Origin of the sequence: Cryobacterium sp. MP_M3, from assembly GCF_015752155.1 — a bacterium.
Lineage (GTDB): Bacteria > Actinomycetota > Actinomycetes > Actinomycetales > Microbacteriaceae > Cryobacterium.
In genome coordinates this window covers 47,102-69,887 of sequence record NZ_JADOVI010000003.1, presented here as the reverse complement: position 1 = coordinate 69,887, position 22,786 = coordinate 47,102, and the positions used below count along the sequence as shown (strand labels likewise).

Genomic DNA, 22,786 nt, shown 5'->3' with positions numbered 1-22,786 from the left:
GAAGGCCTAATGGGCAGCGAAAGCCCAGATTCATTGGTCCCACGACCAAAGGTATTAGCAGCCAGAGCCAAGAGCCGGTTGCGAACGAAGAGGATTCCCGGGGCTTTTGCGCAAGCAAAAACCTCGCACGAGAGAGTAGCCGGATGGGTGGCGCGGTCGCCCAAAACCGGTCAAGGAGCGCACCAGTGATGGTGGAAGACAACGAAATCAAGAAGCGCAAGGGATTGTTCGGCGGTCGCAGGACCCGACGGGCATCCGCGGCCGCGCCGACCACGCCGGAAGTGGCCGCAGAGCCACAGCCCGCCGTGACGGATGCCGTGCAGCCCCCTGAGGCGGCGGCGCCGGCAACGGCCTCGACGACCCGCGCGACCAGGACCAGCACGGCGCGGACGAGCGCCGCGACCACCACCGATGAGCCGGCCGAATCGAACTCCGCTTTCGAGGCCCAGCCCCAGACCCCAGCGGAACAGGAACCCACCGTGGACCTCACCACCCCGCCCGTCGAGCAGCCCGAGGTGCGACGCCCGTCGACTTCTCTCCTCTTCCAGGCACCGAACATCCTCCCGCTCCCGGCCCGCACCGCTGCGCGCCAGGGCACCGCCCGCCAGGACGGCTTCCGCCAGGACAACCTCCGCCAGGACGGTTACCGCCAGGACCAGGACGACGACGGCGATGAAGCGTCGACCGTGCGCCGCCGGGCCCGCCGCCGCACCGGCGACGAAGGGCGCTCCGGCTCAGACGACCCGGCGAACACCGTCGTGCGGGTGCGCACCCCGCGCGAACCCGAACTGATCACCGAGCCCCAGCGGATCAAGGGATCCACCCGGCTCGAGGCCAAGAAGCAGCGCCGCCGCGATGGCCGCGATGCAGGCCGCCGCCGCCCCGTGATCACGGAGGCCGAGTTCCTCGCCCGCCGTGAGGCCGTCGACCGGGTCATGGTCGTGCGCGCCAAGCACAACAAGATTCAGATCGGCGTCCTCGAAGACGGCGTTCTCGTCGAGCACTACGTGGCGAAGAACCAGGATGCCTCACTGATCGGCAACGTCTACCTCGGCCGCGTGCAGAACGTGCTCCCCAGCATGGAAGCCGCGTTCGTCGACATCGGCCGCGGCCGCAACGCCGTGTTGTACTCCGGCGAGGTCGACTGGGATGCCGCCGCCGAGAGCTCGGGCAACAGCAGCCAGGCCCGCCGGATCGAACTCGCGCTGAAGCCGGGCGACAAGGTGCTCGTCCAGGTGACCAAGGACCCGATCGGCCACAAGGGCGCGCGCCTGACCAGCCAGGTCTCGCTGCCGGGCCGCTACCTCGTCTACGTGCCCAACGGTTCGATGAACGGGATCAGCCGCAAGCTGCCCGACACCGAGCGCGCCCGGCTGAAGAAGATCCTCAAGGAGGTTCTCCCCGACAACGTCGGCGTCATCGTGCGCACCGCTGCCGAGGGTGCCACCGACGAGCAGCTCACCCTCGACGTGAACCGTCTCACCACCCAGTGGGCGTCCATCGCCAAGCAGGTCGACACGGTCCAGGCGCCGGCCCTGCTGCACAGCGAGCCCGACCTGCTGATCAAGATCGTGCGGGATGTCTTCAACGAGGACTTCCAGAAGATGGTCATCTCCGGCGACGACTCGCGCGAGGTCATCGAGGCCTACCTGCGCCAGGTGGCCCCCGACCTGGTCGAGCGCGTCGAGCGTTACGAGGGCGACGTCGACGCCTTCGACGAATACCGCATCTCCGAGCAGATCGAGAAGGCCCTCGACCGCAAGGTCTGGCTGCCGTCGGGCGGATCCCTCGTGATCGACCGCACCGAAGCCATGACGGTCGTCGACGTCAACACGGGCAAGTTCGTCGGCTCCGGCGGAAACCTCGAAGAGACCGTCACCAAGAACAACCTCGAAGCGGCCGAGGAGATCGTGCGCCAGCTGCGCCTGCGCGACATCGGCGGCATCATCGTCGTCGACTTCATCGACATGGTGCTCGAGACCAACCGGGACCTCGTGCTCCGGCGGATGCTCGAATGCCTCAGCCGTGACCGCACCAAGCACCAGGTGGCCGAAGTCACCTCGCTGGGCCTCGTGCAGATGACCCGCAAGAAGCTCGGCCTCGGACTGCTCGAATCGTTCAGCGAGAACTGTGAAGCCTGCGCCGGCCGGGGAATCATCATCCACCACGACCCGGTCGTCAAGCACCGCCAGACGGCGCAGCCCGCCATGGAACGTCGCCCGCGCAGCAAATCCGGCGGCAACGGCGGTAACGGGGACACTGGCAGCCGCGGCGGCGACAACGGCCACCGGGGCGGCGACAACGGTCACCGCGGCGCCGGCGCGCAGCAGTCGGAGCCGGTCAAGTCAACTGTCGGCACGCACGGGATCACCGAGGACGCCAAGCACGCCCTCGCGCTGATCGCGGCACGCACCATCACCCGCTCGCTGACCGGTTCCATCGCGGTCGTCCCGGCCATCGAGGCCAACCCGATCGCGGCGGCGGTCGACGCGGCGGCGGTCGGGACGCAAGCGACCGAGACTGCGACGACCGAGACTGCGACGACCGAGACGGCGACGACCGAGACGGCGACGTCTGCCCCGGTCACGGTCGGCGAAGTGGAGGCGGCGGCATCCGTGCCCCTGATCGACGACGCCTCGGAGTCGGTGGCAATCCTCGACATCCCGGTGAAGAAGTCCCCGCGCAGCCGGCGCACGGTCAGCAAGCAGGTCACCGACCAGCTCCTCGACTCCGTGCTCGAGGCTCTCCCCGAGCCGAAACAGCCCGGCCAGGGTCGTTCGCGCAGCCGCCGCGTCACCACCGCCGGCGGCTCGACCGCCACGGTGCAGCCCATCGTGACCCCCGGGCACGGCGCTCAGCAGTAGCGATTCCGCCCCAGGCGACCGATGGAGGACACGGCTTCGGCCCGGCCTTCATCGGTCGCCTCTCGTTAACGGCTGCGGTGCGCGGGGGCGGGGCGCCGCCGGCTAGGAGCCAGAGTGCTCCTGACGGGTCGCGCGCTCCCTGGCCGTCACTCTGAGCCCGCTGGCCCGCAGGCGCAGCACCAGCTCCCGGTTGCCGACCGGATGAGCCCCTGCGGCCACCAGGACGCCGTAGAGGTGCTCGGGCACGTCATAGTGGTCAAGGTCGAATCCGCGCCGGGGGATCTCGTTGGCGGCCGCGAAGGCGTGCAATTCGTCCAGCGAGGTGTCGCTGACCAGATGGGACCAGATGGTACCGTGGGCGGGCCACATCGGACGGTCGATCAATACGGTCATCACCAGATTCTATGTTCCCGGTTCGGTTTGACCGGGGCAGGAGGATCAGCTAAAGTCGATTGTTGGTGTGCGATGGGCCTGAGCCCGCGCGGTCACCAAGGTTTTCTGACAGCGACGAGCCGACTTGGCCCGTTCAACGCAGTAACTTTCCATCTTAGGAATCGGGGCCTCACGGCTCCCCAGAGTTAGGTACGTAACGTGGTTTACGCAGTTGTGCGCGCCGGTGGGCGGCAGGAGAAGGTAGAGGTCGGGACCATCGTCACGATGGACCGAATCAAGGCTGATAAGGACGGCAACGTCGAGCTGGCCGCCGTGCTTCTCGTCGACGGCGACAAGATCACCTCTGACTCGAAGTCGCTGGCAAAGGTCACGGTTACCGCCGAGGTCCTCAACGACCTCCGTGGTCCGAAGATCGTCATCCAGAAGTTCAAGAACAAGACCGGGTACAAGAAGCGTCAGGGGCACCGTCAGGAGCTCACGCGCGTTCAGGTCACCGGCATCGCCTAAGGCCTGAGGAGAAGAACAGATGGCACACAAAAAAGGTGCGAGTTCCACTCGCAACGGTCGCGACTCCAACGCTCAGCGCCTCGGCGTGAAGCGTTTCGGTGGTCAGGTTGTCAGCGCGGGCGAGATCATCGTTCGTCAGCGCGGCACGCACTTCCACCCCGGCGTCAACGTCGGCCGCGGTGGAGACGACACGCTCTTCGCCCTGGAGTCCGGCTCGGTTGAGTTCGGCGCCAAGGGCGGCCGCAAGGTCGTCAACATCGTGGTGGCTGCCGCGTAGGCATCCACAACTCTTGAACGTCAGGGCGGGCCTTTGGCTCGCCCTGACGTGTTTTCGCCACCTGAAAGGGGCACCCCATGGCCACGTTCGTTGACCACGTCACGCTGCACCTGAGAGCGGGCAATGGAGGGAACGGCTGTGTCTCCGTCAAGCGGGAGAAGTTCAAGCCCCTCGCCGGCCCCGACGGCGGAAACGGCGGAAACGGCGGCGACATCGTGCTCGTGGCCGACCCCCAGGTGACCACGCTGCTCGGCTACCACCGTTCGCCGCACCGCAGCTCTTCCAACGGCGGCCCCGGCATGGGCGACCACCGTGCCGGCTATGCCAGCGACCTGATGGAGCTGTCCGTGCCGCTGGGCACCGTCGTCAAGGACGCCGAGGGCAATGAACTCGCCGACATGACGGAACCCGGCTTCCGCATCGTCGTCGCGCCCGGCGGCCAGGGCGGGCTCGGCAATGCCGCCCTCGCCTCGACCAAACGCAAGGCGCCCGGTTTCGCGCTCCTCGGCACCTACGGCTGGGAAGGCGACATCCAGCTCGAGCTCAAGACCGTGGCGGATGTGGCGCTTGTCGGCTACCCGTCGGCCGGCAAGTCCAGCCTGATCGCGGCGATCTCGGCCGCACGTCCCAAGATCGCCGACTACCCCTTCACCACCCTGCACCCGAACCTCGGCGTCGTCGACGCCGGCGAGGTGCGGTACACCGTCGCCGACGTTCCCGGCCTGATCGAGGGTGCCAGCGAGGGCAAGGGGCTCGGGCTCGAGTTCCTGCGCCACGTCGAGCGCTGCACCGCCCTGCTGCACATCCTCGACTGCGCCACCCTCGACCCCGACCGCGACCCGCTCAGCGACCTCGACGTCATCCTCGGCGAGCTGGCGGCCTACCCGGTCCCCGAAGGCCAGAAGCCGCTGCTCGACCGGCCGCAGCTCATCGCGCTGAACAAGATCGACGTGCCGGAGGCCCGCGAACTCGCGGACTTCGTCAAGGGCGACCTCGAAGCGCGCGGATACCGCGTGTTCGAGATCTCCACGGTCAGCCACGAGGGCCTCCGCGCGCTCAACTACGCCCTGGCCGAGGTCGTCGAAGCCGGACGGGTCGAAGCCGCCGCGACGCAGGCCGCCAAGCCGCGCATCGTCATCCGTCCCAAGGCCGTCGACGACAGCGGTTTCGTCGTCAAGGTCGAGGGTGGTTCATTCGGCAACATCTACCGGATCATCGGCACCAAGCCCGAACGCTGGGTGCAGCAGACCGACTTCACCAACGATGAAGCGGTCGGTTTCCTCGCGGACCGGCTGGCCAAGCTCGGGATCGAGAACGAACTGTTCAAGGCCGGCGCCATCGCCGGGTCGACGGTCATCATCGGCCCCGGCAACGGAGTCGTCTTCGACTGGGAGCCCACGCTCACGTCCACGGCCGAACTGATCACCGCGCCCCGCGGAACGGATACCCGGCTCGACGACTCCAAGCGCCGCACGAGCAACGAGCGTCGCGAGGAGTACTTCGGGCGGATGGACGCCAAGGCGGCTGCCCGCGCCGAACTCATCCGCGAACGCGAGGCCGGCATGTGGTCCACCGGCGAAGAGGAATTCAACGGCGACGTGACCGGCGACGGTTCAATCCCGGTGAAGGGAAAGCAGGAAGGCGAGTCCGAATGAGCGCCAGAGCGCGCGCCCAGGTCTCCTCCGCACGGCGGATCGTGGTGAAGGTCGGTTCCTCCTCGATCAGCGGTGACAACGCCGACCAGATCGCACCGCTGATCGAAGCCCTCGCGGAAACGCACGGGCGCGGCGTCGAGGTGGTCCTGGTGTCCTCCGGGGCCGTCGCGAGCGGGATGAGCTATCTGAACCTCGACGGGCGGCCGAGCGACCTGGCCACCCAGCAGGCGGCCGCCTCCGTGGGGCAGAACGTGCTGACCGCCCGCTACCAGGAGACCCTGGACCGGCACGGCATCGCCGCGGGGCAGGTGCTGCTCACTGAGGGAGACCTCCTCAACGAGCCGCACCGCAGCAACACCCGCCGTGCGGTGAACCGGCTCCTCGACCTCCGGATCATGCCGATCGTCAACGAGAACGACACCGTGGCAACCTACGGTCTGCGGTTCGGTGACAACGACCGCCTCGCGGCCATGCTGTCGGTGCTCATCCGGGCCGACCTGCTGCTGCTGCTCAGCGACGTCGACTCGCTCTACACCAAGCCCCCGCACCTGCCCGGCGCCGAACGGATCGATCACATCGGTTTCGACGAGGAACTCGCCGGCATGGAATTCGGGGCGACCAAGGCGGCCGGCGGCGTCGGAACCGGCGGCGCCAGCACCAAGGTGAAGGCGGCCCGGCTGGCCGCGTCCGCCGGCACCGCGGTGCTCGTGACCGCGACCGGGCTCGCCGCGGACGCCCTCCGCGGCGAAGAGGTTGGCACCTGGTTCGAGCCGATGCCCACGGCGCCGGGGCGCGCGCTCCTGTGACCCGGGCCAGGGAATGAGCGTGCTCGCACGGAATGAGATCGCGTCGGCGGCGCGCATCGTCGTCAAGGTCGGATCGTCCTCGATCAGCGGAGAGAACGCCGGCCAGATCGCCCCACTCGTCGACGCCCTCGCCACGGCCCACGGGCGCGGAGCGGAAATCGTGCTCGTGTCCTCCGGAGCCATAGCCACGGGCATGCCCTACCTCCAGCTCGACGAACGGCCCACCGACCTGGCCACCCAGCAGGCCGCGGCATCCGTCGGCCAGAACCTGCTGATCTTCCGCTACCAGGACAGCCTCGACCGGTACGACATCGTCGCCGGCCAGGTGCTCCTCACGGCCGGCGACCTCGAGAACCCGTCGCACCGCAGTAACGCGCACCGGGCCATGGACCGGCTGCTCGGGCTGCGCATCCTGCCGATCGTCAACGAGAACGACACCGTCGCGACTCACGAGATCCGGTTCGGCGACAACGACCGGCTCGCCGCCCTCGTCGCCACCCTGATCAAGGCCGACCTGCTCGTGCTGCTCAGCGACGTCGACGCTCTCTACACCCGCCCGCCGCACCTGCCGGGCGCCGAGCCGATCTCGCACGTCGGGGCCGGCGACCGGCTGCCCGGCGTCGAATTCGGCGCAAGCCGTTCCGGTGTGGGCACCGGGGGTGCGGGCACCAAGGTGTCGGCGGCCCGGATCGCGGCCGACGCCGGCACCGCCGTCCTGGTCACCTCGACGGCGCTGGTCGCAGAGGCTCTCCGCGGTGACCTGGTCGGAACGTGGTTCGAACCGAGTTCCGGCGCGTCCACCGTGCAGCCCGGCAGCCCCGCCGGTCAGACCACCCAGCACTCCGGCAGCCCCGTCGCGTAAACTGCCGGGATGTCCTCACAGACCCTGACCGAAACTGTCCAGCTCACGCCGATCCTCGAGGCGTCCCGGCGGGCGTCGGTCGCCCTCGCCGCCGCACCCACCCAGGTGAAGAACCGGGCGCTGTCCGCCGTGTCCGCCGCGCTGCGCGGGAACGTCCCCGACATCCTCACCGCCAACCGTGCCGACCTGGCCGCCGGCCGCGAGAACGCCCTGTCCGCCGGGATGCTCGACCGCCTCATGCTGGACGAGGCCCGGATCGAAGGACTGGCCGCCGCCGTCGAGCAGATCGCCCTGCTCACCGACCCGATCGGGGAGGTGGTGCGGGGGAGGAGCCTGCCCAACGGCATCAGGATCAGCCAGGTGCGGGTGCCCTTCGGCGTGGTCGGGGTCATCTATGAGGCCAGGCCCAACGTCACCGTCGACATCGCCGCGATCGCGCTGAAGAGCGGCAACGCCGTCGTGCTCCGCGGCGGGTCCGCCGCGGAGAACACCAACCGGGTCCTGGTCGGCCTGCTGCAGCAGGCGATCGGCTCGGCCGGGCTCCCCGCGGAGTCGGTGCAGACGATCGACCCGTTCGGGCGCGAGGGGGCCACCCTGTTGATGCAGGCCCGCGGCTATGTCGACGTGCTCATCCCCCGGGGAAGTGCCGGCCTGATCCAGGCGGTCGTGAACCAGTCGAAGGTTCCCGTGATCGAGACCGGGGCGGGAGTCGTGCACATTTTCCTCGACGAGAGCGCCAATGCTGACTGGGCGGTGGAGATCGTGCACAATTCGAAGGTGCAGCGGCCCAGCGTCTGCAACTCCCTCGAGACGCTCCTCGTGCACCGGGATGCCGCCGCACGGCTGCTCCCCGGCGTGCTGGCGAAGCTCGCCGCATCCGGCGTGACGATCCACGGGGACCCGCGGGTGCGGGAGATCTTCCCGTCCGCGGTGCCGGCGACCGAGGAAGACTGGGGCACCGAGTACATGGGCCTCGAGGTCTCGGTGGCCGTTGTCGACGCGCTCGATGACGCGATCGCGCACATCCGCCGCTATTCGACCGGGCACACCGAGTCGATCATCACCAACGACGTCGTCAACGCCGAGCGGTTCCTGGCCGAGGTCGACTCCGCCGCCGTCATGGTCAACGCCTCCACCCGGTTCACCGATGGCGGCGAGTTCGGATTCGGTGCCGAAGTGGGCATTTCGACCCAGAAACTGCACGCCAGGGGGCCGATGGGCCTGCCGGAGCTGACCAGCACCAAGTGGATCGTGCGTGGCTCGGGCCAGGTGCGCGCGTAGGCCCCGCTAGAATACTGTCGGAGTCGTCCGCTTTTGCCGGGCACCCTTGAACCGCCTCTGAATGGAGAACCCATGTCGTTCCTGAACGTAGTGCTCGCGCAGGCCGAACACGTCGCCTTGCCCATGCCGACGTTCGTCTACGGCCTGATCGCCCTCGTGACCTTCGCCGCCCTCGGCGTCGTCGTCTGGTCGTACCGTGACGTGGCCAACCGCCACCAGGCCAAGGCGAAGGCATACGCCGACGCCCACGGCGGCGCGCGCGCCGGTCACTGAGGCTGACGTTTCGATGCCGGAGCGCCGTCTGAGAATCGGTGTGATGGGCGGCACCTTCGACCCGATCCACCACGGGCACCTCGTGGCCGCGAGCGAGGTGGCGCAGAGCTTCGACCTCGACGAGGTGGTCTTCGTGCCCACCGGGCAGCCGTGGCAGAAGCCCGATGTGACGGTCAGCGAACATCGCTACCTGATGACGGTCATCGCGACGGCGTCGAATCCCCGCTTCACGGTGAGCCGGGTCGACATCGACCGCACCGGTCCCACCTACACGATCGACACGCTCCGCGACCTGCACGCACAGCGCCCGGACGCCGAGCTCTTCTTCATCACCGGCGCCGACGCGATCCGCCAGATCCTGAGCTGGAAGGACGTCCAGGAGCTCTGGGATCTCGCCCACTTCGTGGCTGTGAGTCGTCCGGGACATGAGCTCAGCGTTTCGGGATTGCCGAACCAGGACGTAAGCTTGTTGGAGGTTCCGGCTTTGGCTATCTCGTCCACAGACTGCCGGGCACGTGTGAACCGGGGATTCCCGGTCTGGTATCTGGTCCCCGATGGGGTTGTCCAGTACATCTCAAAGCATCATCTGTATCGGAGTGTGGCATGACGTTGGGTAATGACCCACAGCCACTGACGCGTCGTCAAGCGCGCGAGTTGGCCCAGGGGCACGAGCCTGCCCCGGCAGACCAGCAGCATTCGTCGAGCCATGTCCCCACGCACTCGTCCGGCTCCACGCCTGTGCGGCCCGCGGTCACGCCCGCCGCCGCCAAACCGGACACCGCCAAGCCCGACGCCGCCAAGCCCGACGCCGCCAAGCCCGACGCCGCCAAGCCGGACGCCGCATCCGTGTTCGCGCCCAGGGCGACGAAGTCCGGCTGGGCCGCCGCGGTGAGCGCCCCGCGCCAGCCCGTCCCCGAACGAACCCTCACCCGCCGTGAACTGCGCGCCCTGCAGCTGGCCCAGGGCCACGACGACGAATCGGGCCCGTCCGAATCGGCCCCGGTCGAGTTGCCCGGTGCCGAGTCTCCCGTCGTTGACGCGACGCAGGTCAAAGCGAAGCAGCCCGTGCCCGTCGAGTTCCTCGTCGAATCGAAGACCTCCTCCACGTCCTCTGCCCGGGCCCGCCCCGGTGTGCTCCACCCGCCGGTCGGTCACTGGTCCCTCGATCGTGACGAAGACGACGGTTCCCTTCCCGGCGGATCGCCGATCGAGCCGTTCGACCAGCTAATGAACCGCGGGATCAGCGCCGGCGGAATCCCCACGACCACCAACGCCCTTATCCTGCCGTCGATCCCGCACCACGGAACGACCTCCGGACCGTTGACCAGCACCGGCGAGATCATGATCACCGGCTCGATCGACCTGCCACGCAGCCTCGGCTCGACGGGCGCGCATCCGAACCTGTTCGATTCCGCCGAAATGGACCACATGCTCGACCAGCTCGATGAGAGCGGTCACCACAACGACGTCGCCCCGGTGAGCGCGAGCCGCGCCGTCAGCACCCACGCCTCGACCAGGGGCGTCATGGCGCCGCCCGCCAGGCGCGGGGTGACTCTTCCCACGGTCCTGACGATCACCGTCGGCGTGCTCGCCCTCGGCGTTGTTGCGCTGTTCATCGCCGGCTACGTCTTCAAGATCTTCTAATGCCACTTCATTCGCTTTCACTAACTCAGGGATTCATTCGATGACCGCTTCTGCCCATGCTCTCGAGCTCCTCAAGCTGGCCGCTGCCGCCGCAGACTCGAAAGCGGGGGAGGACCTCGTCGCAATCGACGTCTCGAACCCCCTTCCGCTCGCCGACATCTTTCTGATCGTCACGGGGCGCTCAGAGCGCAACGTCGTGGCCATCGCCGGCGAGATCGAAGACAAACTCACTGAGGCCGGCCACAAGCCGCTGCGTCGCGAGGGCCGCGCCGAGGGCCGTTGGATCCTCGTCGACTTCGGAGACCTCGTCGTTCACGTCTTCCACGAGGAAGAACGTGTCTACTACTCCCTCGAGCGTCTGTGGAAGGACTGCCCGGTCATCCCGATCGAGCTGCCCGCCCACAAGGTCCAGGAGTAGCAGTTGGTACTCAACCGGGCTGGGGATGTAGTAGCCTAGAGAAGTTGTTTCGGGCCGGAAGAAATGGAATCCGGCCGAAGCACAATCTGGGTCCGTGGCGCAGCTGGTAGCGCACCTGCATGGCATGCAGGGGGTCAGGGGTTCGAATCCCCTCGGATCCACCAACACCGTTTGACAAGAAAGACCCGCTCACTGAGCGGGTCTTTTTTGTTTGATACTGGAGACCCGCTCAGTGAGCGGGTCTTTTCTCGTATGGTCCGGCTCGCCCCTGTCGGGGAGCCCCGGTCGGGGGGATGATGTGCGGGAGCGCAATCATCCGCTCGCTCAAGGAGGTTCCGGACGATGGTCGTCTTCGCCGATCGCGTGGATGCGGGTCGCCAACTCGCCGAACGCCTGCTCTACCTGCGAGACCGGGACGTGGTCGTGCTCGGGCTGCCGCGCGGCGGTGTTCCCGTCGCGTTCGAGGTCGCCGAGGCCCTCCACGCGCCCCTCGACGTGATCGTGGTGCGCAAACTCGGGGTTCCCTACCAGCCCGAACTGGCCATGGGGGCGATCGGCGAAGGCGGTGCCCGCGTGCTCAACACGGAGGTGCTCACCCTCACCGGCGTGACCGCGGAGGAGCTCCGCACCGTGGAACGTCGAGAACAGACGCTTCTTGACGAGCGCGTCGCCGGACTCAGAATGGGCCGGGAGCGGGTGGATCTGACCGGGCGCACCGTTGTCATCGTCGACGATGGCATCGCCACGGGCTCCACGGCCCGCGTGGCCTGTGAGGTGGCCCGCCACCTCGGCGCGACAACGGTGATCATGGCTGCGCCGGTCGTGCCGGCGGAAACGGTCGGGAACCTTCCCGAGGCCGACGAGGTCGTCTGCGTCCTGGCGCCGCGCCAGCTGGTCGCCGTCGGAAACCACTACCGGGACTTCTCAGCGACCAGCGACGAGGAGGTCGTGGTGCTGCTGGATGCGGCAGCCCGGCGGATGCGCAACGGCCGGGTCGTCGTCGACGACCTGGATCGCGACGTCGAGATCCCCGCGGACGGCGTGCTCCTGGAGGGCCATCTGCGCTTGCCGAAGGGCGCCACCGAGATCGTGGTCTTCGCGCACGGCAGCGGCAGCAGCCGGCACAGCCCGCGCAACCAGTTCGTCGCGGAGGTGCTGCTCCGGGCCGGCCTGGGGACCCTGCTCCTGGACCTACTCACGGCCGACGAGGAGCCTGACCGATCCAACGTCTTCGACATCGAACTGCTCGCGAACCGGCTGACCGCGGCCACCGCGTGGTTGCGGCAGCGCCCCGAGACCGCGCAGTGCCGGATCGGGTACTTCGGAGCGAGCACCGGGGCAGGCGCGGCGCTCTGGCGGCGGCGGAGCCGGGCAGCGACATCTCGGCCGTCGTCTCCCGTGGCGGACGCCCCGACCTGGCCGGCGCCCGGTTGCCGCTCGTGGAAGCCCCGACCCTGCTGATCGTGGGCGGAGCGGACGAAGTCGTGCTCGAGCTCAACCGGCAGGCCCAGGCCCGGATGCGCTGCCGCAACCGGCTCACGGTCGTGGACGGTGCCACGCACCTGTTCGAGGAACCGGGCACCCTCGCCGCCGCCGCCAACCTGGCCACCGACTGGTTCTCCCGGTATCTCCTCCCGGAGCGGGGCGAGAACGGGGACGACGCGACGGGGGCCGCCTCATGACGGGGGAACGGCGCTCCGCGATCGAGGTGGCGATCACCGACCAGATCCGCAGCCTCGCCGCCCCGCTGGCCACTCGGGAAGACCTGAGCAGCCTGGTCGAGCGGGCGGGCGGGGCCCGCTTCGTGGGGATCGGCGAGGCCTCCCATGGCACCGGGGACTTCTACCGCTGGCGGGCGGCGCTCAGCCGGCGCCTGATCGAAGAGCGCGGCTTCCGCTGGATCGGGGTCGAGGGCGACTGGCCGGATTGCTGGCGGATCAACTGCTGGGTGCGCGGCCTCGACAACCAGGACCTCGACGTGCGCGGGCTGCTTGCACTCTTCGAACGGTGGCCGACCTGGCTCTGGGCCAACGAGGAGGTCGCCGACTTCCTGGACTGGCTGCACGACTGGAACCTGGCCCGGCCGGCGAACGACCGAGTCGGATTCTACGGCCTCGACGTGTACGCGCTCTGGGATTCCCTGCGCGAGATCATCGGCTGGCTCGAGTCGAACGCCCCCGAAGCCGTCGCGGACGCCATGCAGGCGTGGCGGTGCTTCCTGCCCTACGGGGAGGACCCGCAGCAGTACGCGTGGGGCACCCGGCTTGTACCGGCGTCCTGCGAGGCGGACGTGGTCGCGCTGCTCTCCCAGGTGCGTGTCACCACGCAGGGGCGGCCGGGTGACGACGAGGCGGCCTTCGACGCCCGTCAGAACGCGGAAGTCGCCGCAAACGCGGAACGCTACTACCGCGTCATGGTGCGCGGCGACCGGGAGTCCTGGAACATCCGCGACCGGCACATGGCCGACACCATCGACCGGGTGGCGGCCCACCTCGGCCCTGAGTCGAAGGGCCTGATCTGGGAGCACAACACTCACATCGGCGACGCCCGGGCCACGGACATGGCCATCGACGGCATCGTCAACGTCGGACAACTCCTCCGTGAGCGCTACGGCGAGGACGAGGTGGTGCTGGTCGGCTTCGCATCCCACCGCGGTGACGTGCTGGCCGCGCTGGACTGGGGCAAGCCGGAGAGCGTGATGACCGTGCCTGAGGCGCGCGTCGGAAGCCACGAGGACATCCTCCACCGCGCGCTGGGACGACCGGCCGTCCTCCTCTTCGGCGACGACCGCTCCGGCGTCTGGCTGAACGCCTGGCTGAACCACCGCGCCATCGGGGTCGTCTACCAGCCGGCGCACGAGGTCGGCAACTATGTGCCGACCCGGATGGGTGCCCGCTACGACGCACTGATCTGGTGCGAGGAGTCCACCGCGGTGCGGCCCCTGCGGCACGAACCCCGTCCGGAGGAGCACGAGTTCGAGACCGAGCCGACCGGGTTCTGAGGCCGCCACGGAGCGTCACGGATGCCGCGGCATCCGTTTGGACCACCGCCCGGCCGTGGCCGATAATGGGGCTGTGCCGACCCGTGAACCGACAACCCTCCGCCCTGGGCCCTGCCCGTGCCAGAGCGGCGACTCCTACCTCGGCTGCTGCGGGCCGCTCCACGACGGCGTCTCGGTCGCTCCCACCGCCGAACGGTTGATGCGCTCCCGGTACAGCGCCTTCGCGGTCGGCGACGTCGGATACCTGCTCTCGACCTGGCATCCGAGCACCCGGCCCGACGAGTTCGACCTGGACGCCAGCCTCGTCTGGACGCGCCTCGACATCGAACGGACCGAGCGAGGAGGACCGTTCGACACCGACGGCGTGGTGGAATTCACGGCGCAGTGCCGCGCCAACGGCATCCGAAGTCGGCAGCACGAGGTCAGCCGCTTCGTGCGGGTGGATCGCCAGTGGCTCTATCTGGACGCAGCGGACTGACGTGGCGCCCGGCCGGCCCGGCCGGATCAGGCGAGATGGGCGGCCAGGCGCTCTGCGTATTCCGGGCGTGCGCCCTCTGAACGCACCGTCTGGATGACGTGCTCGTCCACGCCCAGGTCGCTGAGGATGCCGGTGAGCCCGGCCACGTCCTCGTCCGACATGATCATCGGGTCCACCGTGGTGCGCACCTGCAGGTCCACCGGGGAATCCAGCGCGACCCGGAGGCAGGCGAACGCCTTGGCCGCCGCGGACTGCACCCCGGTGACCGCGCCGTACAGATGTTCGGGCGCCTTGATGTCGAGGCCGACCCAGTCGCAGAGCGGAAGCACCTCGGCGAACCGTTTCGGGTATGGGCCGGCGGTGTGCATTCCGACTCCGAAGCCGAGCTCCTTCACCTCGCGCATCGCCGCGGCCAGGCCGGCCTGGCGGGTCGGTTCCCCGCCGGAGAAGACGACACCGTCAAGCAAGCCATGACGTTTGGCGAGGAGCTCTCGCACCTGCTGCCAGGTGACGGTTCCCGGCGTGCGCGGGTCGAGCAGTTCGGGGTTGTGACAGTAGGTGCAGGCCAGGGGGCAGCCCTGGAGGAACACCGTCGCCACGAGCTTGCCCGGCCAGTCACAGGTGGACAGGCTGACCAGCCCCGCGATCTGCAGGTCGTCCGCGCACGCCGGCGTGCTCATCGGGCCATCGCGGCTTCGAGGAAGTGGGTGCGCTCGGCGTGTTCGCCCTTCTTGCCGATGTTGAACGAGCTGACCGGGCGGAAGTACCCCATCACCCGGGTCCAGACCTCGCACGGACCTCCGCAGGTCGTGCAGGTCGGGTGCTCGCCGGCCAGGTAGCCGTGGTCAGGGCAGATCGAGAACGTCGGCGTGACCGTGATGTACGGCAGCCGGTGCGTCGACAGACTGCGCTTGACCAGCTCGCGGCAGGCTGCGGCCGTGGAGAGCTTCTCCGACATGTACAGGTGCAGCACGGTGCCGCCGGTGTACTTGGTCTGCAGCTCGTCCTGACGGTCGAGGGCATCGAACGGGTCGTCGGTGAAGCCGACCGGCAGCTGGGAGGAGTTCGTGTAATACGGGTTCGCGACGGTGCCGGCCTGCAGGATCGAGGGGAAGCGCTTCTTGTCCTCCTTGGCGAACCGGTAGGTCGTGCCCTCGGCCGGGGTGGCCTCGAGGTTGTACATGTTCCCGGTGGCCTCCTGGAACTCGATCATGCGGGTGCGCACGTGGTCGAGCAGGCGCACGGCGATCCCGTGGCCCTCCTCGCTGGTGATGTCGTGCGCGTCGTCGGTGAGGTTGCGGATCATCTCGTTGATGCCGTTGACGCCGATGGTGGAGAAGTGGTTGCGCAGGCCGGCGCCGAGGTAGCGCTTCGTGTACGGGAAGAGCCCGTCGACGATGAGCTGGTCGATCACCGTGCGCTTGAGCTCGAGGGAGTCCCGGGCCAGGTCGAGCAGGCGGTCGAGGTCGGCCAGCAGACCGGCCTCGTCGCCGCGGTGCACGAAGCCGAGGCGCGCGCAGTTGATGGTGACGACGCCGAGCGAGCCGGTCTGCTCCGCGGAGCCGAACAGCCCGTTGCCGCGCTTGAGCAGCTCGCGCATGTCCAGCTGCAGGCGGCAGCACATCGACCGGATCTGGTTCGGCTTGAGCTCGGAGTTGATGAAGTTCTGGAAGTAGGGCGTGCCGTACTTCGCGGTCATCTCGAACAAACGGTCCGCGTTCTCGGATTCCCAGTCGAAGTCCTCGGTGATGTTGTAGGTGGGGATCGGGAACGTGAACACACGGCCGCTGGCATCCCCGGCCGTCATCACGTCGATGTAGGCGCGGTTGATCACGGCCATCTCCTCGGCGAGCTCACCGTAGGCGAAGGACTGCTCGACGCCGCCGATCACGGGCACCTGCTCGCGCAGGTCCTCCGGGCAGACCCAGTCGAAGGTGAGGTTGGTGAACGGGGTCTGGGTGCCCCAGCGGGAGGGCACGTTGAGGTTGTAGATGAGCTCCTGGATGCCCTGGCGAACCTCGGCGTAGCTGAGCTTGTCGATCCGTACGAACGGCGCCATGTAAGTGTCGAAGGAGCTGAACGCCTGGGCTCCGGCCCATTCGTTCTGCATGGTGCCGAGGAAGTTGACGATCTGGCCGATCGCGGAGGAGAAGTGCTTCGGGGGAGTCGATTCGACCTTGTCCGGCACTCCGTTGAGTCCTTCTTCGAGCAGCACGCGCAGCGACCAGCCGGCACAGTAGCCGGCGAGCATGTCGAGGTCGTGGATGTGCAGTTCGCCCTCGCGGTGGGCCTTGCCGATTTCGGGGGAATAGACGTTGGAGAGCCAGTAGTTGGCGACGACCTTTCCGGCCGTGTTCAGGATGAGGCCGCCGAGCGAGTAACCCTGGTTCGCGTTGGCGTTGACCCGCCAGTCGGAGCGGTCGAGGTATTCGTTGATGGACGTGCTCACGTCGACCGTGGTGCGGGTGACGTCGCGTTCGCGTGCATGCTGGTCCCGGTAGGCGATGTAGGCCCGGGCGGTGGCGGCATAATTCTTGGCGAGCAGGGTCTGCTCGACGAGGTCCTGAACCTGTTCGACGGTCGGGTAGGCCCGGCCCAGGTCGGCGAGCGCCACGACGACGGTGTTCGTGACGAGGTCGGCATCGTCATCCGTCATTTCTCCCGACGCGGTTCCGGCGCTGTTGATGGCGGCACGGATGCGCTGGGCATCGAAGGGTGCGGTCGCGCCGGTGCGCTTGATGATGCCTAAAGGAGAAATGGTTTGTGGTGTCATTCGAGGCGTTCCTTGGATTGTGGCCGACATCCGGATGATGGGGCCGTTGAATCACCACCCTACGCCCGGACACCATATGTAGTGGTCGAACCGCGCCGCGCAACTGCATGTAGTGGTCTGGCCGGATACTTAGTGCCCAATGTTTTCCAGTCGAGCGCGGGCGGAGCGTCGTCCAAAATGTTGTCAGACCACATCAGCCGATCACGGCGTCACGGGCGAGTCGCGGCTGCTCCGCCGGCCGCGGGACCCGTCGCGTCAGCCGGCGCCGAGCCCGACGAGGTGCGCGCTCTCCCGCCAGAGCCGGGAGGCCGTGGCCTCGTCGTAGCTGCGCGGAGAGGATGTGCGGGCCCTGCCGCCGGCGAAGAACTGCCCGGTCGATCGCGCGAGATCGGGAGCGGAGGCCACACGGATCGACATGACGGCACCGGCGGCCGGGGTTTTCATGAACGGCCGGAGGAGCGGGACGAGCAGCCGTTGCGCGCGGGCCGGGTCTTCGCCGCCGAACGACGTGTTCACGACGCCCGGGTGCAGTGCATTCGCAGTGACGAGCCTGTCCGGATGTCGCCTGGCCAGTTCGTAGGTGAACAGGACGTTGGCCAGTTTGGACTGGTTGTACGCCAGTAGCCGCCGACGTTGTTGACCAGCACGTCGATCCGGGGAAGGGTCAGGAGAGCCTCGCCGGCCAGCCGGTGCACCTCGCCCTGGGAGGAGAGGTCTGCGACGAACGCCGTCACCCTGCCTCCCGCGGCCGCGCGGATCTCCCGGGCCGCGTCCTCGGCCCGGCCGCGGTCCCGCCCGGTGATGGCGACATGCGCCCCCAGCCGGGCCAGGCCGAGGGCGGTTGCCCTGCCGATCCCGGCCGTGCCCCCGGTGATCAGGACCGTTCGACCGGACATCGGCTTCTCGGGGTTCATTTCAATCGTCGTGCTCCTTCTCGTGGTCGGGTTGTCAGGGTCCGGGTCGGATGCCGGGGAGCCGTGCGTCACAGGGTGATGGCGATCTTCCCCCTGGCGTGGACCTCGGCGAAGTGGCGGATCGCCTCGGGCACGTCGCGGAGCGGGTAGCTCTGGTCGACGAGCGGAGTGACCTTCCCGGATTCGATGAGGGTGCGCAGGAGGTCGAGGTTCTCCCGGCCGGGGGTGCCCACGAATGTGCGCACGCTCTGACTGACGAAGCGGGACAGCACGAGCCCGCTGACCACGCGGCCGAGCGGCCCCAGTGCCCGGCCGCCGGTGCCGCTGGAGAGCACGAGCGTGCCCGTGGGAGTGAGGGAGTCGATGCAGGAGCGCACGGGATGGTTGCCGATCAGGTCGAGGATGAGGTCGTAGCGCCGGTTGTTCGCCGTGAAATCATGCCGGGTGTAGTCGATCACCTCGTCGGCGCCGAGCGATCGCACCAGGTCGACGTTCCGCCCGCTGCAGACGCCGGTGACCTCTGCCCCGAGGGCCCGGGCGATCTGCACGGCGAAGCTGCCGACACCTCCCGAGGCGCCGTTGATCAGGACCCGCTGCCCGGCGCGCAGGCCGCCCGCGTCGCGGAGTCCCTGCAGGGCTGTGTTCGCCGCCAGCGGCACGGTGGCGGCCTGCTCGAACGAGAGGTTCGCCGGCTTCGGCGAGACCAGGGCTGCCGGTGCGCGGGTGAACTCGGCGAAGCCCCCCGCCGGGACATGGGCGTACACCTCGTCTCGGGGGTGGAACCCGGTCACGTTCGCGCCGACGCTCTCGACCAGCCCCGCGACATCCATGCCTCGGACGCGCTCTTTCGGCCGCCGCAGACCGAAGGCCAGCCGGCCAATCATGGGACGGCCGGTCGTCAGGACCCAATCGGCGTGGTTGACGGCGGCCGCGCGAACCCGGATGAGCACGTCGTCGTCGCCGATCATCGGCCTATCGATGCGTTCCAGGCCCAGGACCGCGGGTGACCCGTAGCGGCGCTGCACGATGGCCTCCATCGTCTGGACCGGTGCGACCGGCTCGGGGGAGACCCCTCGGCCGACGGTCGCTCTGCTGGAATGGTTTGTTCTGGTCATTTCGCCCTCCTGGGGTCTCGGTGACACCTGCACCATACGGCGTAAGGTGATTGGCACGAATGTACCATACGATGTAAGGTGCGTCTAGGGCCCACCCCACCGACCGTCGGCCGGGGTCGCCGGCACGCAGACGGAGGCATGAGATGGTGACGACGGCACCGAGCGAGTCGACGCGGGCGCCGGTGACCCGGGAAGGCGCCGTGCGGGCGGCGGTCGCGCTCGCCGACCGGGACGGGCTGGATTCCCTCAGCATGCGCAAGCTCGCCCGCGAACTCGGAATCGAGGCGATGTCTCTCTACTACCACGTCACGGGCAAGGACGACATCCTCGACGGCATGGTCGAGGTCGTCGTCGCCGAGATGGCCCTTCCGGCCGACGGTGCGAAATGGCAGGCGGCACTGCGGGACGGGGCCGAGTCTGCGCGCGCGGTGCTCGGACGGCATCCGTGGGCCATCAGCCTGATGGACTCGCGCACCACCCGGGCGACGCTCAAGCATCACAATGCCGTGATCGGCTGCCTCCGGAACGCCGGATTCAGCTTCGGTCTGGCCGCGCACGCGATGTCCCTCCTCGACAGCTACGTGCACGGGTTCGCGCTCCAGGAGGCGTCACTCCCGCTCGACGAGTCCGGCGACATCGGCGCCGCCACCGAGCAGATCATGGGCAGGCAGGACCTGATGGCGGAATTCCCTTACCTGTCCGAGATGGCCGTGGCCCACATCCTCCAGCCGGGCTACGCCTACGGGAACGAGTTCCGATTCGGAGTCGGCGTGATCCTCGACGGCCTCGAGGCGGCCCTGGCCGCGGATGCCGCCACCTCGTCGAATGGGCAGCCCCCGTCGTAGACGGGCCGTGCAACCCGTGTTCGGTGACCTCAGCCTCGACCTGGGGCGGGCGGGGGAGTCCGGGCGGTCAGGCGGCGCGCGTTGCCACGAAGAACGCGGTGACGACACCGCGGGTTCCCAGCGGCCCGGAACCCGAGATCGGGGCCACCTGCACGGTCCAGCGGGGTGACGACCGATCGACGCCGTCGCCCTCCGCAGCCCAGACGGCTCCGTTCACGGCGCACGAGTAAGTTCCGAACCAGCCGGGGTGACCGGCCAGGTCGTTCCACACGCCGCCGCTGCGGATCAGGCAGCGGTCACCGTCGCTGAGCACCAGGCCGAGCGGCTGGGGCGTGGCGGGGGCCGGTGCCGCCGGGAAACTGCCGCTGAGCGTCATTTCGACCAGGTCGGGGCTCCATGGGTCGCGGAAACAGATCGCGGTGGCCGGTGCGGCGCCCTTCCAGCAGGCGACGGCATAGGCGCTTGACGGTGAACAGACCAGGATGTCGTCGTCGACGGCGACCGGCGACGGGCGCGCCGATGACGGAGACCCGCAGTCGATCGTCACGGACGTGTCGCTGGTGACGGAGAACCCTCCCGCCGGCCGGCCGGCCGCGGTGACCGGGCGAAGCACAATGCGTTGCGTCGGCGTCGAGGGCTCCGCGCTCGGCGTGGAGGAGTTCGATGGCGCCACCGTGGATTGCGCGGCGCAACCCGGGAGCGCGGCGAGGGCAATGCCGAAGGCGATGAGGAGTAGCGAGCGCATCCCGGCCCTCCGTTCCGCGGGCTTCCCGGACTCCGGTCGGGCGGTCGTGACGAGGTGTCCGCCGGGAAACCGTGCCCTCTGAGGCCAGACGCTACCCGCGGCCAAACTCGCCGTCAAGGGAGTCTGGACGAGGTCTATCATGCGCAGTGACAGGTGGGACAGCGGCCGGGCACGGCATCCGCCCCGCCCGTCTGCCCCAGGGAGTTCGACATGACATCGAAGACGCTGTGGTCGCGGATCCTGCTCTCCGTCGGCGGTGCCGCCATGCTGATCGGAGCCATCGACCCCTTGGAGGGCGCGCTGCTGATTCTTCCCGGCAGCGGGCTGGTGGCGCTGGGGGTCTTCCTCGGCACACCGGACCGGCGGGTGGTCCACTACGCGCTCTGGGTCTTCATCCTGATCTTTTTCGGGGTCGCTGCCATACTCGCGTTGAGTGCCCTCGGTGGCGTCGGCGGCACCAGCGGGGTTTCGATCTGGTGGAGCATCCTGGTGCTGCCATACCCCGTCGGCTGGCTGATGGCGCTGGTCGGTGCCATCGTGCTTTTCGCTCGAGGATTCAGGGCGGACAAGTCCGCTCAGCGTTGAGGGGAACCCGACCGCTGACGGGAATGCAACTCGGTGACATGACGCCGCCGCCGCTCATGTTCCGCGTCGAACGCGTCCTGCCCGCCGGCTTTCGCGATGAAGCCGGGATGGGCCGAGTAGTGCGCCCAGCGGTCGAGGTCGGCCCGCGCCGCGGCGAGCTCCTTCGGCGTCGGTGCGGAGGCATCAGGCTGCATGGCTCGATTATGGCCTGATTGAGGGCCGAGGTGTTGCTCCCGCGCAGGACCGGCGCAGAGGGGAAGCCCCAGCTCACACGTAGTGACTTTCGCCTCCATTGCCGCTCGGGCTTCTGCGCACCAAGATAACCCCGAGAACCCGTGCCCGCTAGGGGCCAATTCGCTAGAGTCCAGTCATGAGGGCAGCGGTGCACACACGGTATGGTCCGCCGGACGTGGTCCGGATCGAAGAGGTGGACCGGCCGGCCGTCAGAGCCGGGCAGGTGCTCGTCAGGGTCCACGCGACGACCGTCAATCGCACGGACTGCGCCTGCCGGGCCGCGAAGCCGTTCTTCATGAGGCTGTTCACCGGGTTGACCGGCCCGCGCGCGACCATTCTCGGCAACGAGTTCGCGGGTGTGGTCGACGAGGTCGGCGCCGGCGTGCGGGCGTTCGAGGTCGGCGACAGGGTCTTCGGGTACAACGAGGGCCCATTCGGGGCCCACGCCGACTACCTGTCGCTTCCCGCCACCGGATCGATCGCGACCATGCCGGCGAATTCGACGTTCGCGGAGGCTGCCTCGAGCACGGAGGGCGCGCACTACGCCCTGGCCCAGATCCGGGCGGCGAAGATCACGGCGGGACAGGACGTGCTCATCTACGGTGCGAGCGGGGCGATCGGCTCGGCGGCGGTCCAACTCGTGACGGGACTCGGCGCCGGCGTGACCGCTGTCTGCGGCACGGCGAACGTGGAACTGGTGAGGGGACTGGGTGCGGACCGGGTCGTCGACTACCAACTGGAGGACTTCACCGCAGACGCCCAGGCGTACGACGTCGTCCTCGACGCCGTCGGCAAGAGTTCTTTCCGCCGGTGCAGGCCGCTTCTGAAGCCCGGCGGGATCTACATCTCCACGGAGTTGGGCCCCCGCGCCGAGAACCCGTTCCTCGCCCTGGCCGGTTCACTGCATTCCGGCACGAGGGTGATGTTCCCCATCCCCACCCACGACCAGGCGATGATCGTGTTCATCAGGGGACTGATCGAGGCCGGGACGTTCACCCCGGTCGTCGACCGGACGTATCCGTTGGACCGCATCGTCGACGCCTACCGGTATGTGGAGACGGGTCAGAAGACCGGCAGCGTCGTGATCAGCCTGGCGGATCAAGCCTGACTGTCGCG

The 22,786-nt window shown here is 68.5% G+C and carries 26 protein-coding genes and 1 tRNA gene; 19 read left to right on the top strand and 8 right to left on the bottom strand.

Annotated features, from left to right (window positions below):
- The first annotated feature begins 188 nt into the window (after window positions 1–188).
- A complete protein-coding gene (locus IWX89_RS04925; RefSeq protein ID WP_231382934.1) occupies window positions 189–2,864 on the top strand; it encodes an Rne/Rng family ribonuclease in 2,676 nt (891 codons plus the stop codon).
- A 102-nt stretch (window positions 2,865–2,966) separates the two neighbouring features.
- Here IWX89_RS04925 and IWX89_RS04920 read toward each other — a convergent pair whose 3' ends face one another.
- Window positions 2,967–3,257: a DUF4031 domain-containing protein gene (locus IWX89_RS04920; protein WP_196902462.1), complete on the bottom strand. Its 291-nt coding sequence runs from the start codon at window positions 3,255–3,257 to the stop codon at window positions 2,967–2,969.
- Window positions 3,258–3,455: 198 nt separating this feature from the next.
- Between IWX89_RS04920 and rplU the strand changes: the two genes are divergently transcribed.
- The 15 genes from rplU (at window position 3,456) to IWX89_RS04850 (ending at window position 14,459) form a co-directional block, all read left to right on the top strand.
- Window positions 3,456–3,764, top strand: a complete 309-nt coding sequence (gene rplU / locus IWX89_RS04915; protein ID WP_134447928.1) for a 50S ribosomal protein L21 — start codon at window positions 3,456–3,458, stop codon at window positions 3,762–3,764.
- Window positions 3,765–3,783: 19 nt separating this feature from the next.
- Window positions 3,784–4,041, top strand: a complete 258-nt coding sequence (gene rpmA, locus IWX89_RS04910) for a 50S ribosomal protein L27 (protein ID WP_134507497.1) — start codon at window positions 3,784–3,786, stop codon at window positions 4,039–4,041.
- Between the two features lie 77 nt (window positions 4,042–4,118).
- Entirely contained in the window at window positions 4,119–5,696 is a 1,578-nt protein-coding gene (gene obgE / locus IWX89_RS04905; protein ID WP_196902461.1) for a GTPase ObgE, read from the top strand.
- Window positions 5,693–6,502, top strand: a complete 810-nt coding sequence (proB, locus tag IWX89_RS04900) for a glutamate 5-kinase (RefSeq protein WP_196902460.1) — start codon at window positions 5,693–5,695, stop codon at window positions 6,500–6,502. The genes obgE and proB (IWX89_RS04900) overlap by 4 nt, the downstream gene beginning before the upstream one ends.
- Before the next feature lie 13 nt (window positions 6,503–6,515).
- Window positions 6,516–7,364, top strand: a complete 849-nt coding sequence (gene proB, locus IWX89_RS04895) for a glutamate 5-kinase (protein ID WP_196902459.1) — start codon at window positions 6,516–6,518, stop codon at window positions 7,362–7,364.
- A 9-nt stretch (window positions 7,365–7,373) separates the two neighbouring features.
- A complete protein-coding gene (locus tag IWX89_RS04890) occupies window positions 7,374–8,645 on the top strand; it encodes a glutamate-5-semialdehyde dehydrogenase (protein ID WP_196902458.1) in 1,272 nt (423 codons plus the stop codon).
- A gap of 72 nt (window positions 8,646–8,717) precedes the next feature.
- Window positions 8,718–8,918, top strand: coding sequence for a hypothetical protein (locus IWX89_RS04885; protein WP_196902457.1), 201 nt, complete (start codon window positions 8,718–8,720; stop codon window positions 8,916–8,918).
- Between the two features lie 13 nt (window positions 8,919–8,931).
- Window positions 8,932–9,525, top strand: a complete 594-nt coding sequence (nadD, locus tag IWX89_RS04880; protein WP_196902456.1) for a nicotinate-nucleotide adenylyltransferase — start codon at window positions 8,932–8,934, stop codon at window positions 9,523–9,525.
- A gap of 47 nt (window positions 9,526–9,572) precedes the next feature.
- Window positions 9,573–10,562 (top strand): hypothetical protein, encoded by a 990-nt coding sequence (locus IWX89_RS04875; RefSeq protein WP_196902455.1) that lies wholly within the window; start codon window positions 9,573–9,575, stop codon window positions 10,560–10,562.
- Window positions 10,563–10,602: 40 nt separating this feature from the next.
- Window positions 10,603–10,980: a ribosome silencing factor gene (rsfS, locus tag IWX89_RS04870; protein WP_134507504.1), complete on the top strand. Its 378-nt coding sequence runs from the start codon at window positions 10,603–10,605 to the stop codon at window positions 10,978–10,980.
- Between the two features lie 88 nt (window positions 10,981–11,068).
- A tRNA-Ala gene (locus IWX89_RS04865) sits at window positions 11,069–11,144 on the top strand.
- A gap of 178 nt (window positions 11,145–11,322) precedes the next feature.
- Window positions 11,323–12,441, top strand: coding sequence for a phosphoribosyltransferase (locus tag IWX89_RS04860; protein ID WP_307836426.1), 1,119 nt, complete (start codon window positions 11,323–11,325; stop codon window positions 12,439–12,441).
- A complete protein-coding gene (locus tag IWX89_RS18965; RefSeq protein ID WP_307836425.1) occupies window positions 12,420–12,662 on the top strand; it encodes a hypothetical protein in 243 nt (80 codons plus the stop codon). Before IWX89_RS04860 ends, IWX89_RS18965 begins: the two co-directional genes overlap by 22 nt.
- On the top strand, window positions 12,659–13,981 hold the full coding sequence (locus tag IWX89_RS04855; protein WP_196902454.1) for an erythromycin esterase family protein: 1,323 nt from the start codon (window positions 12,659–12,661) through the stop codon (window positions 13,979–13,981). The genes IWX89_RS18965 and IWX89_RS04855 overlap by 4 nt, the downstream gene beginning before the upstream one ends.
- A 73-nt stretch (window positions 13,982–14,054) precedes the next feature.
- The gene (locus IWX89_RS04850) at window positions 14,055–14,459 is read left to right on the top strand and encodes a YchJ family protein (RefSeq protein ID WP_307836424.1); all 405 of its coding nucleotides are present in this window, start codon (window positions 14,055–14,057) and stop codon (window positions 14,457–14,459) included.
- Window positions 14,460–14,485: 26 nt separating this feature from the next.
- On the opposite strand, the gene IWX89_RS04845 is transcribed toward IWX89_RS04850, so the two are convergent.
- The 5 genes from IWX89_RS04845 to IWX89_RS04825 form a co-directional block, all read right to left on the bottom strand.
- Complete coding sequence (locus tag IWX89_RS04845) at window positions 14,486–15,139, bottom strand: anaerobic ribonucleoside-triphosphate reductase activating protein (protein WP_196902453.1); 654 nt, start codon at window positions 15,137–15,139, stop codon at window positions 14,486–14,488.
- Window positions 15,136–17,232: a ribonucleoside triphosphate reductase gene (locus IWX89_RS04840; protein ID WP_196902452.1), complete on the bottom strand. Its 2,097-nt coding sequence runs from the start codon at window positions 17,230–17,232 to the stop codon at window positions 15,136–15,138. The genes IWX89_RS04845 and IWX89_RS04840 overlap by 4 nt, the downstream gene beginning before the upstream one ends.
- Window positions 17,233–17,487: 255 nt before the next feature.
- A complete protein-coding gene (locus IWX89_RS04835; RefSeq protein ID WP_196902451.1) occupies window positions 17,488–17,748 on the bottom strand; it encodes a hypothetical protein in 261 nt (86 codons plus the stop codon).
- Window positions 17,745–18,146, bottom strand: a complete 402-nt coding sequence (locus tag IWX89_RS04830; protein ID WP_196902450.1) for an SDR family NAD(P)-dependent oxidoreductase — start codon at window positions 18,144–18,146, stop codon at window positions 17,745–17,747. Before IWX89_RS04830 ends, IWX89_RS04835 begins: the two co-directional genes overlap by 4 nt.
- A gap of 68 nt (window positions 18,147–18,214) precedes the next feature.
- Window positions 18,215–19,261, bottom strand: a complete 1,047-nt coding sequence (locus tag IWX89_RS04825) for an NAD(P)-dependent alcohol dehydrogenase (RefSeq protein ID WP_231382916.1) — start codon at window positions 19,259–19,261, stop codon at window positions 18,215–18,217.
- A 143-nt stretch (window positions 19,262–19,404) separates the two neighbouring features.
- On the opposite strand from IWX89_RS04825, the gene IWX89_RS04820 reads away from it, so the two are divergent.
- A complete protein-coding gene (locus IWX89_RS04820) occupies window positions 19,405–20,106 on the top strand; it encodes a TetR/AcrR family transcriptional regulator C-terminal domain-containing protein (protein ID WP_196902449.1) in 702 nt (233 codons plus the stop codon).
- Window positions 20,107–20,173: 67 nt separating this feature from the next.
- Here the strand turns inward: IWX89_RS04820 and IWX89_RS04815 are convergent, their stop codons facing one another.
- A complete protein-coding gene (locus IWX89_RS04815; RefSeq protein WP_196902448.1) occupies window positions 20,174–20,851 on the bottom strand; it encodes a hypothetical protein in 678 nt (225 codons plus the stop codon).
- Window positions 20,852–21,061: 210 nt separating this feature from the next.
- Between IWX89_RS04815 and IWX89_RS04810 the strand changes: the two genes are divergently transcribed.
- A complete protein-coding gene (locus IWX89_RS04810) occupies window positions 21,062–21,436 on the top strand; it encodes a hypothetical protein (RefSeq protein ID WP_196902447.1) in 375 nt (124 codons plus the stop codon).
- Here IWX89_RS04810 and IWX89_RS04805 read toward each other — a convergent pair.
- Window positions 21,427–21,630 (bottom strand): hypothetical protein, encoded by a 204-nt coding sequence (locus tag IWX89_RS04805; RefSeq protein ID WP_196902446.1) that lies wholly within the window; start codon window positions 21,628–21,630, stop codon window positions 21,427–21,429. The genes IWX89_RS04810 and IWX89_RS04805 overlap by 10 nt on opposite strands.
- Before the next feature lie 176 nt (window positions 21,631–21,806).
- On the opposite strand from IWX89_RS04805, the gene IWX89_RS04800 reads away from it, so the two are divergent.
- Window positions 21,807–22,778, top strand: a complete 972-nt coding sequence (locus IWX89_RS04800; RefSeq protein WP_196902445.1) for an NAD(P)-dependent alcohol dehydrogenase — start codon at window positions 21,807–21,809, stop codon at window positions 22,776–22,778.
- Window positions 22,779–22,786: the final 8 nt, after the last annotated feature.

Excerpts from the sequence above, each read along its gene's own strand:
- IWX89_RS04925 (WP_231382934.1), top strand. The coding sequence starts at position 189 with ATGGTGGAAGACAACGAAATCAAGAAGCGCAAGGGATTGTTCGGCGGT.
- IWX89_RS04920 (WP_196902462.1), bottom strand. The coding sequence starts at position 3,257 with ATGACCGTATTGATCGACCGTCCGATGTGGCCCGCCCACGGTACCATC.
- rpmA (WP_134507497.1), top strand. The coding sequence starts at position 3,784 with ATGGCACACAAAAAAGGTGCGAGTTCCACTCGCAACGGTCGCGACTCC.
- obgE (WP_196902461.1), top strand. The coding sequence starts at position 4,119 with ATGGCCACGTTCGTTGACCACGTCACGCTGCACCTGAGAGCGGGCAAT.
- proB (WP_196902460.1), top strand. The coding sequence starts at position 5,693 with ATGAGCGCCAGAGCGCGCGCCCAGGTCTCCTCCGCACGGCGGATCGTG.
- proB (WP_196902459.1), top strand. The coding sequence starts at position 6,516 with ATGAGCGTGCTCGCACGGAATGAGATCGCGTCGGCGGCGCGCATCGTC.
- IWX89_RS04890 (WP_196902458.1), top strand. The coding sequence starts at position 7,374 with ATGTCCTCACAGACCCTGACCGAAACTGTCCAGCTCACGCCGATCCTC.
- IWX89_RS04885 (WP_196902457.1), top strand. The coding sequence starts at position 8,718 with ATGTCGTTCCTGAACGTAGTGCTCGCGCAGGCCGAACACGTCGCCTTG.
- nadD (WP_196902456.1), top strand. The coding sequence starts at position 8,932 with ATGCCGGAGCGCCGTCTGAGAATCGGTGTGATGGGCGGCACCTTCGAC.
- rsfS (WP_134507504.1), top strand. The coding sequence starts at position 10,603 with ATGACCGCTTCTGCCCATGCTCTCGAGCTCCTCAAGCTGGCCGCTGCC.
- IWX89_RS04860 (WP_307836426.1), top strand. The coding sequence starts at position 11,323 with ATGGTCGTCTTCGCCGATCGCGTGGATGCGGGTCGCCAACTCGCCGAA.
- IWX89_RS04855 (WP_196902454.1), top strand. The coding sequence starts at position 12,659 with ATGACGGGGGAACGGCGCTCCGCGATCGAGGTGGCGATCACCGACCAG.
- IWX89_RS04845 (WP_196902453.1), bottom strand. The coding sequence starts at position 15,139 with ATGAGCACGCCGGCGTGCGCGGACGACCTGCAGATCGCGGGGCTGGTC.
- IWX89_RS04840 (WP_196902452.1), bottom strand. The coding sequence starts at position 17,232 with ATGACACCACAAACCATTTCTCCTTTAGGCATCATCAAGCGCACCGGC.
- IWX89_RS04830 (WP_196902450.1), bottom strand. The coding sequence starts at position 18,146 with ATGAACCCCGAGAAGCCGATGTCCGGTCGAACGGTCCTGATCACCGGG.
- IWX89_RS04825 (WP_231382916.1), bottom strand. The coding sequence starts at position 19,261 with ATGACCAGAACAAACCATTCCAGCAGAGCGACCGTCGGCCGAGGGGTC.
- IWX89_RS04820 (WP_196902449.1), top strand. The coding sequence starts at position 19,405 with ATGGTGACGACGGCACCGAGCGAGTCGACGCGGGCGCCGGTGACCCGG.
- IWX89_RS04815 (WP_196902448.1), bottom strand. The coding sequence starts at position 20,851 with ATGCGCTCGCTACTCCTCATCGCCTTCGGCATTGCCCTCGCCGCGCTC.
- IWX89_RS04810 (WP_196902447.1), top strand. The coding sequence starts at position 21,062 with ATGACATCGAAGACGCTGTGGTCGCGGATCCTGCTCTCCGTCGGCGGT.
- IWX89_RS04805 (WP_196902446.1), bottom strand. The coding sequence starts at position 21,630 with ATGCAGCCTGATGCCTCCGCACCGACGCCGAAGGAGCTCGCCGCGGCG.
- IWX89_RS04800 (WP_196902445.1), top strand. The coding sequence starts at position 21,807 with ATGAGGGCAGCGGTGCACACACGGTATGGTCCGCCGGACGTGGTCCGG.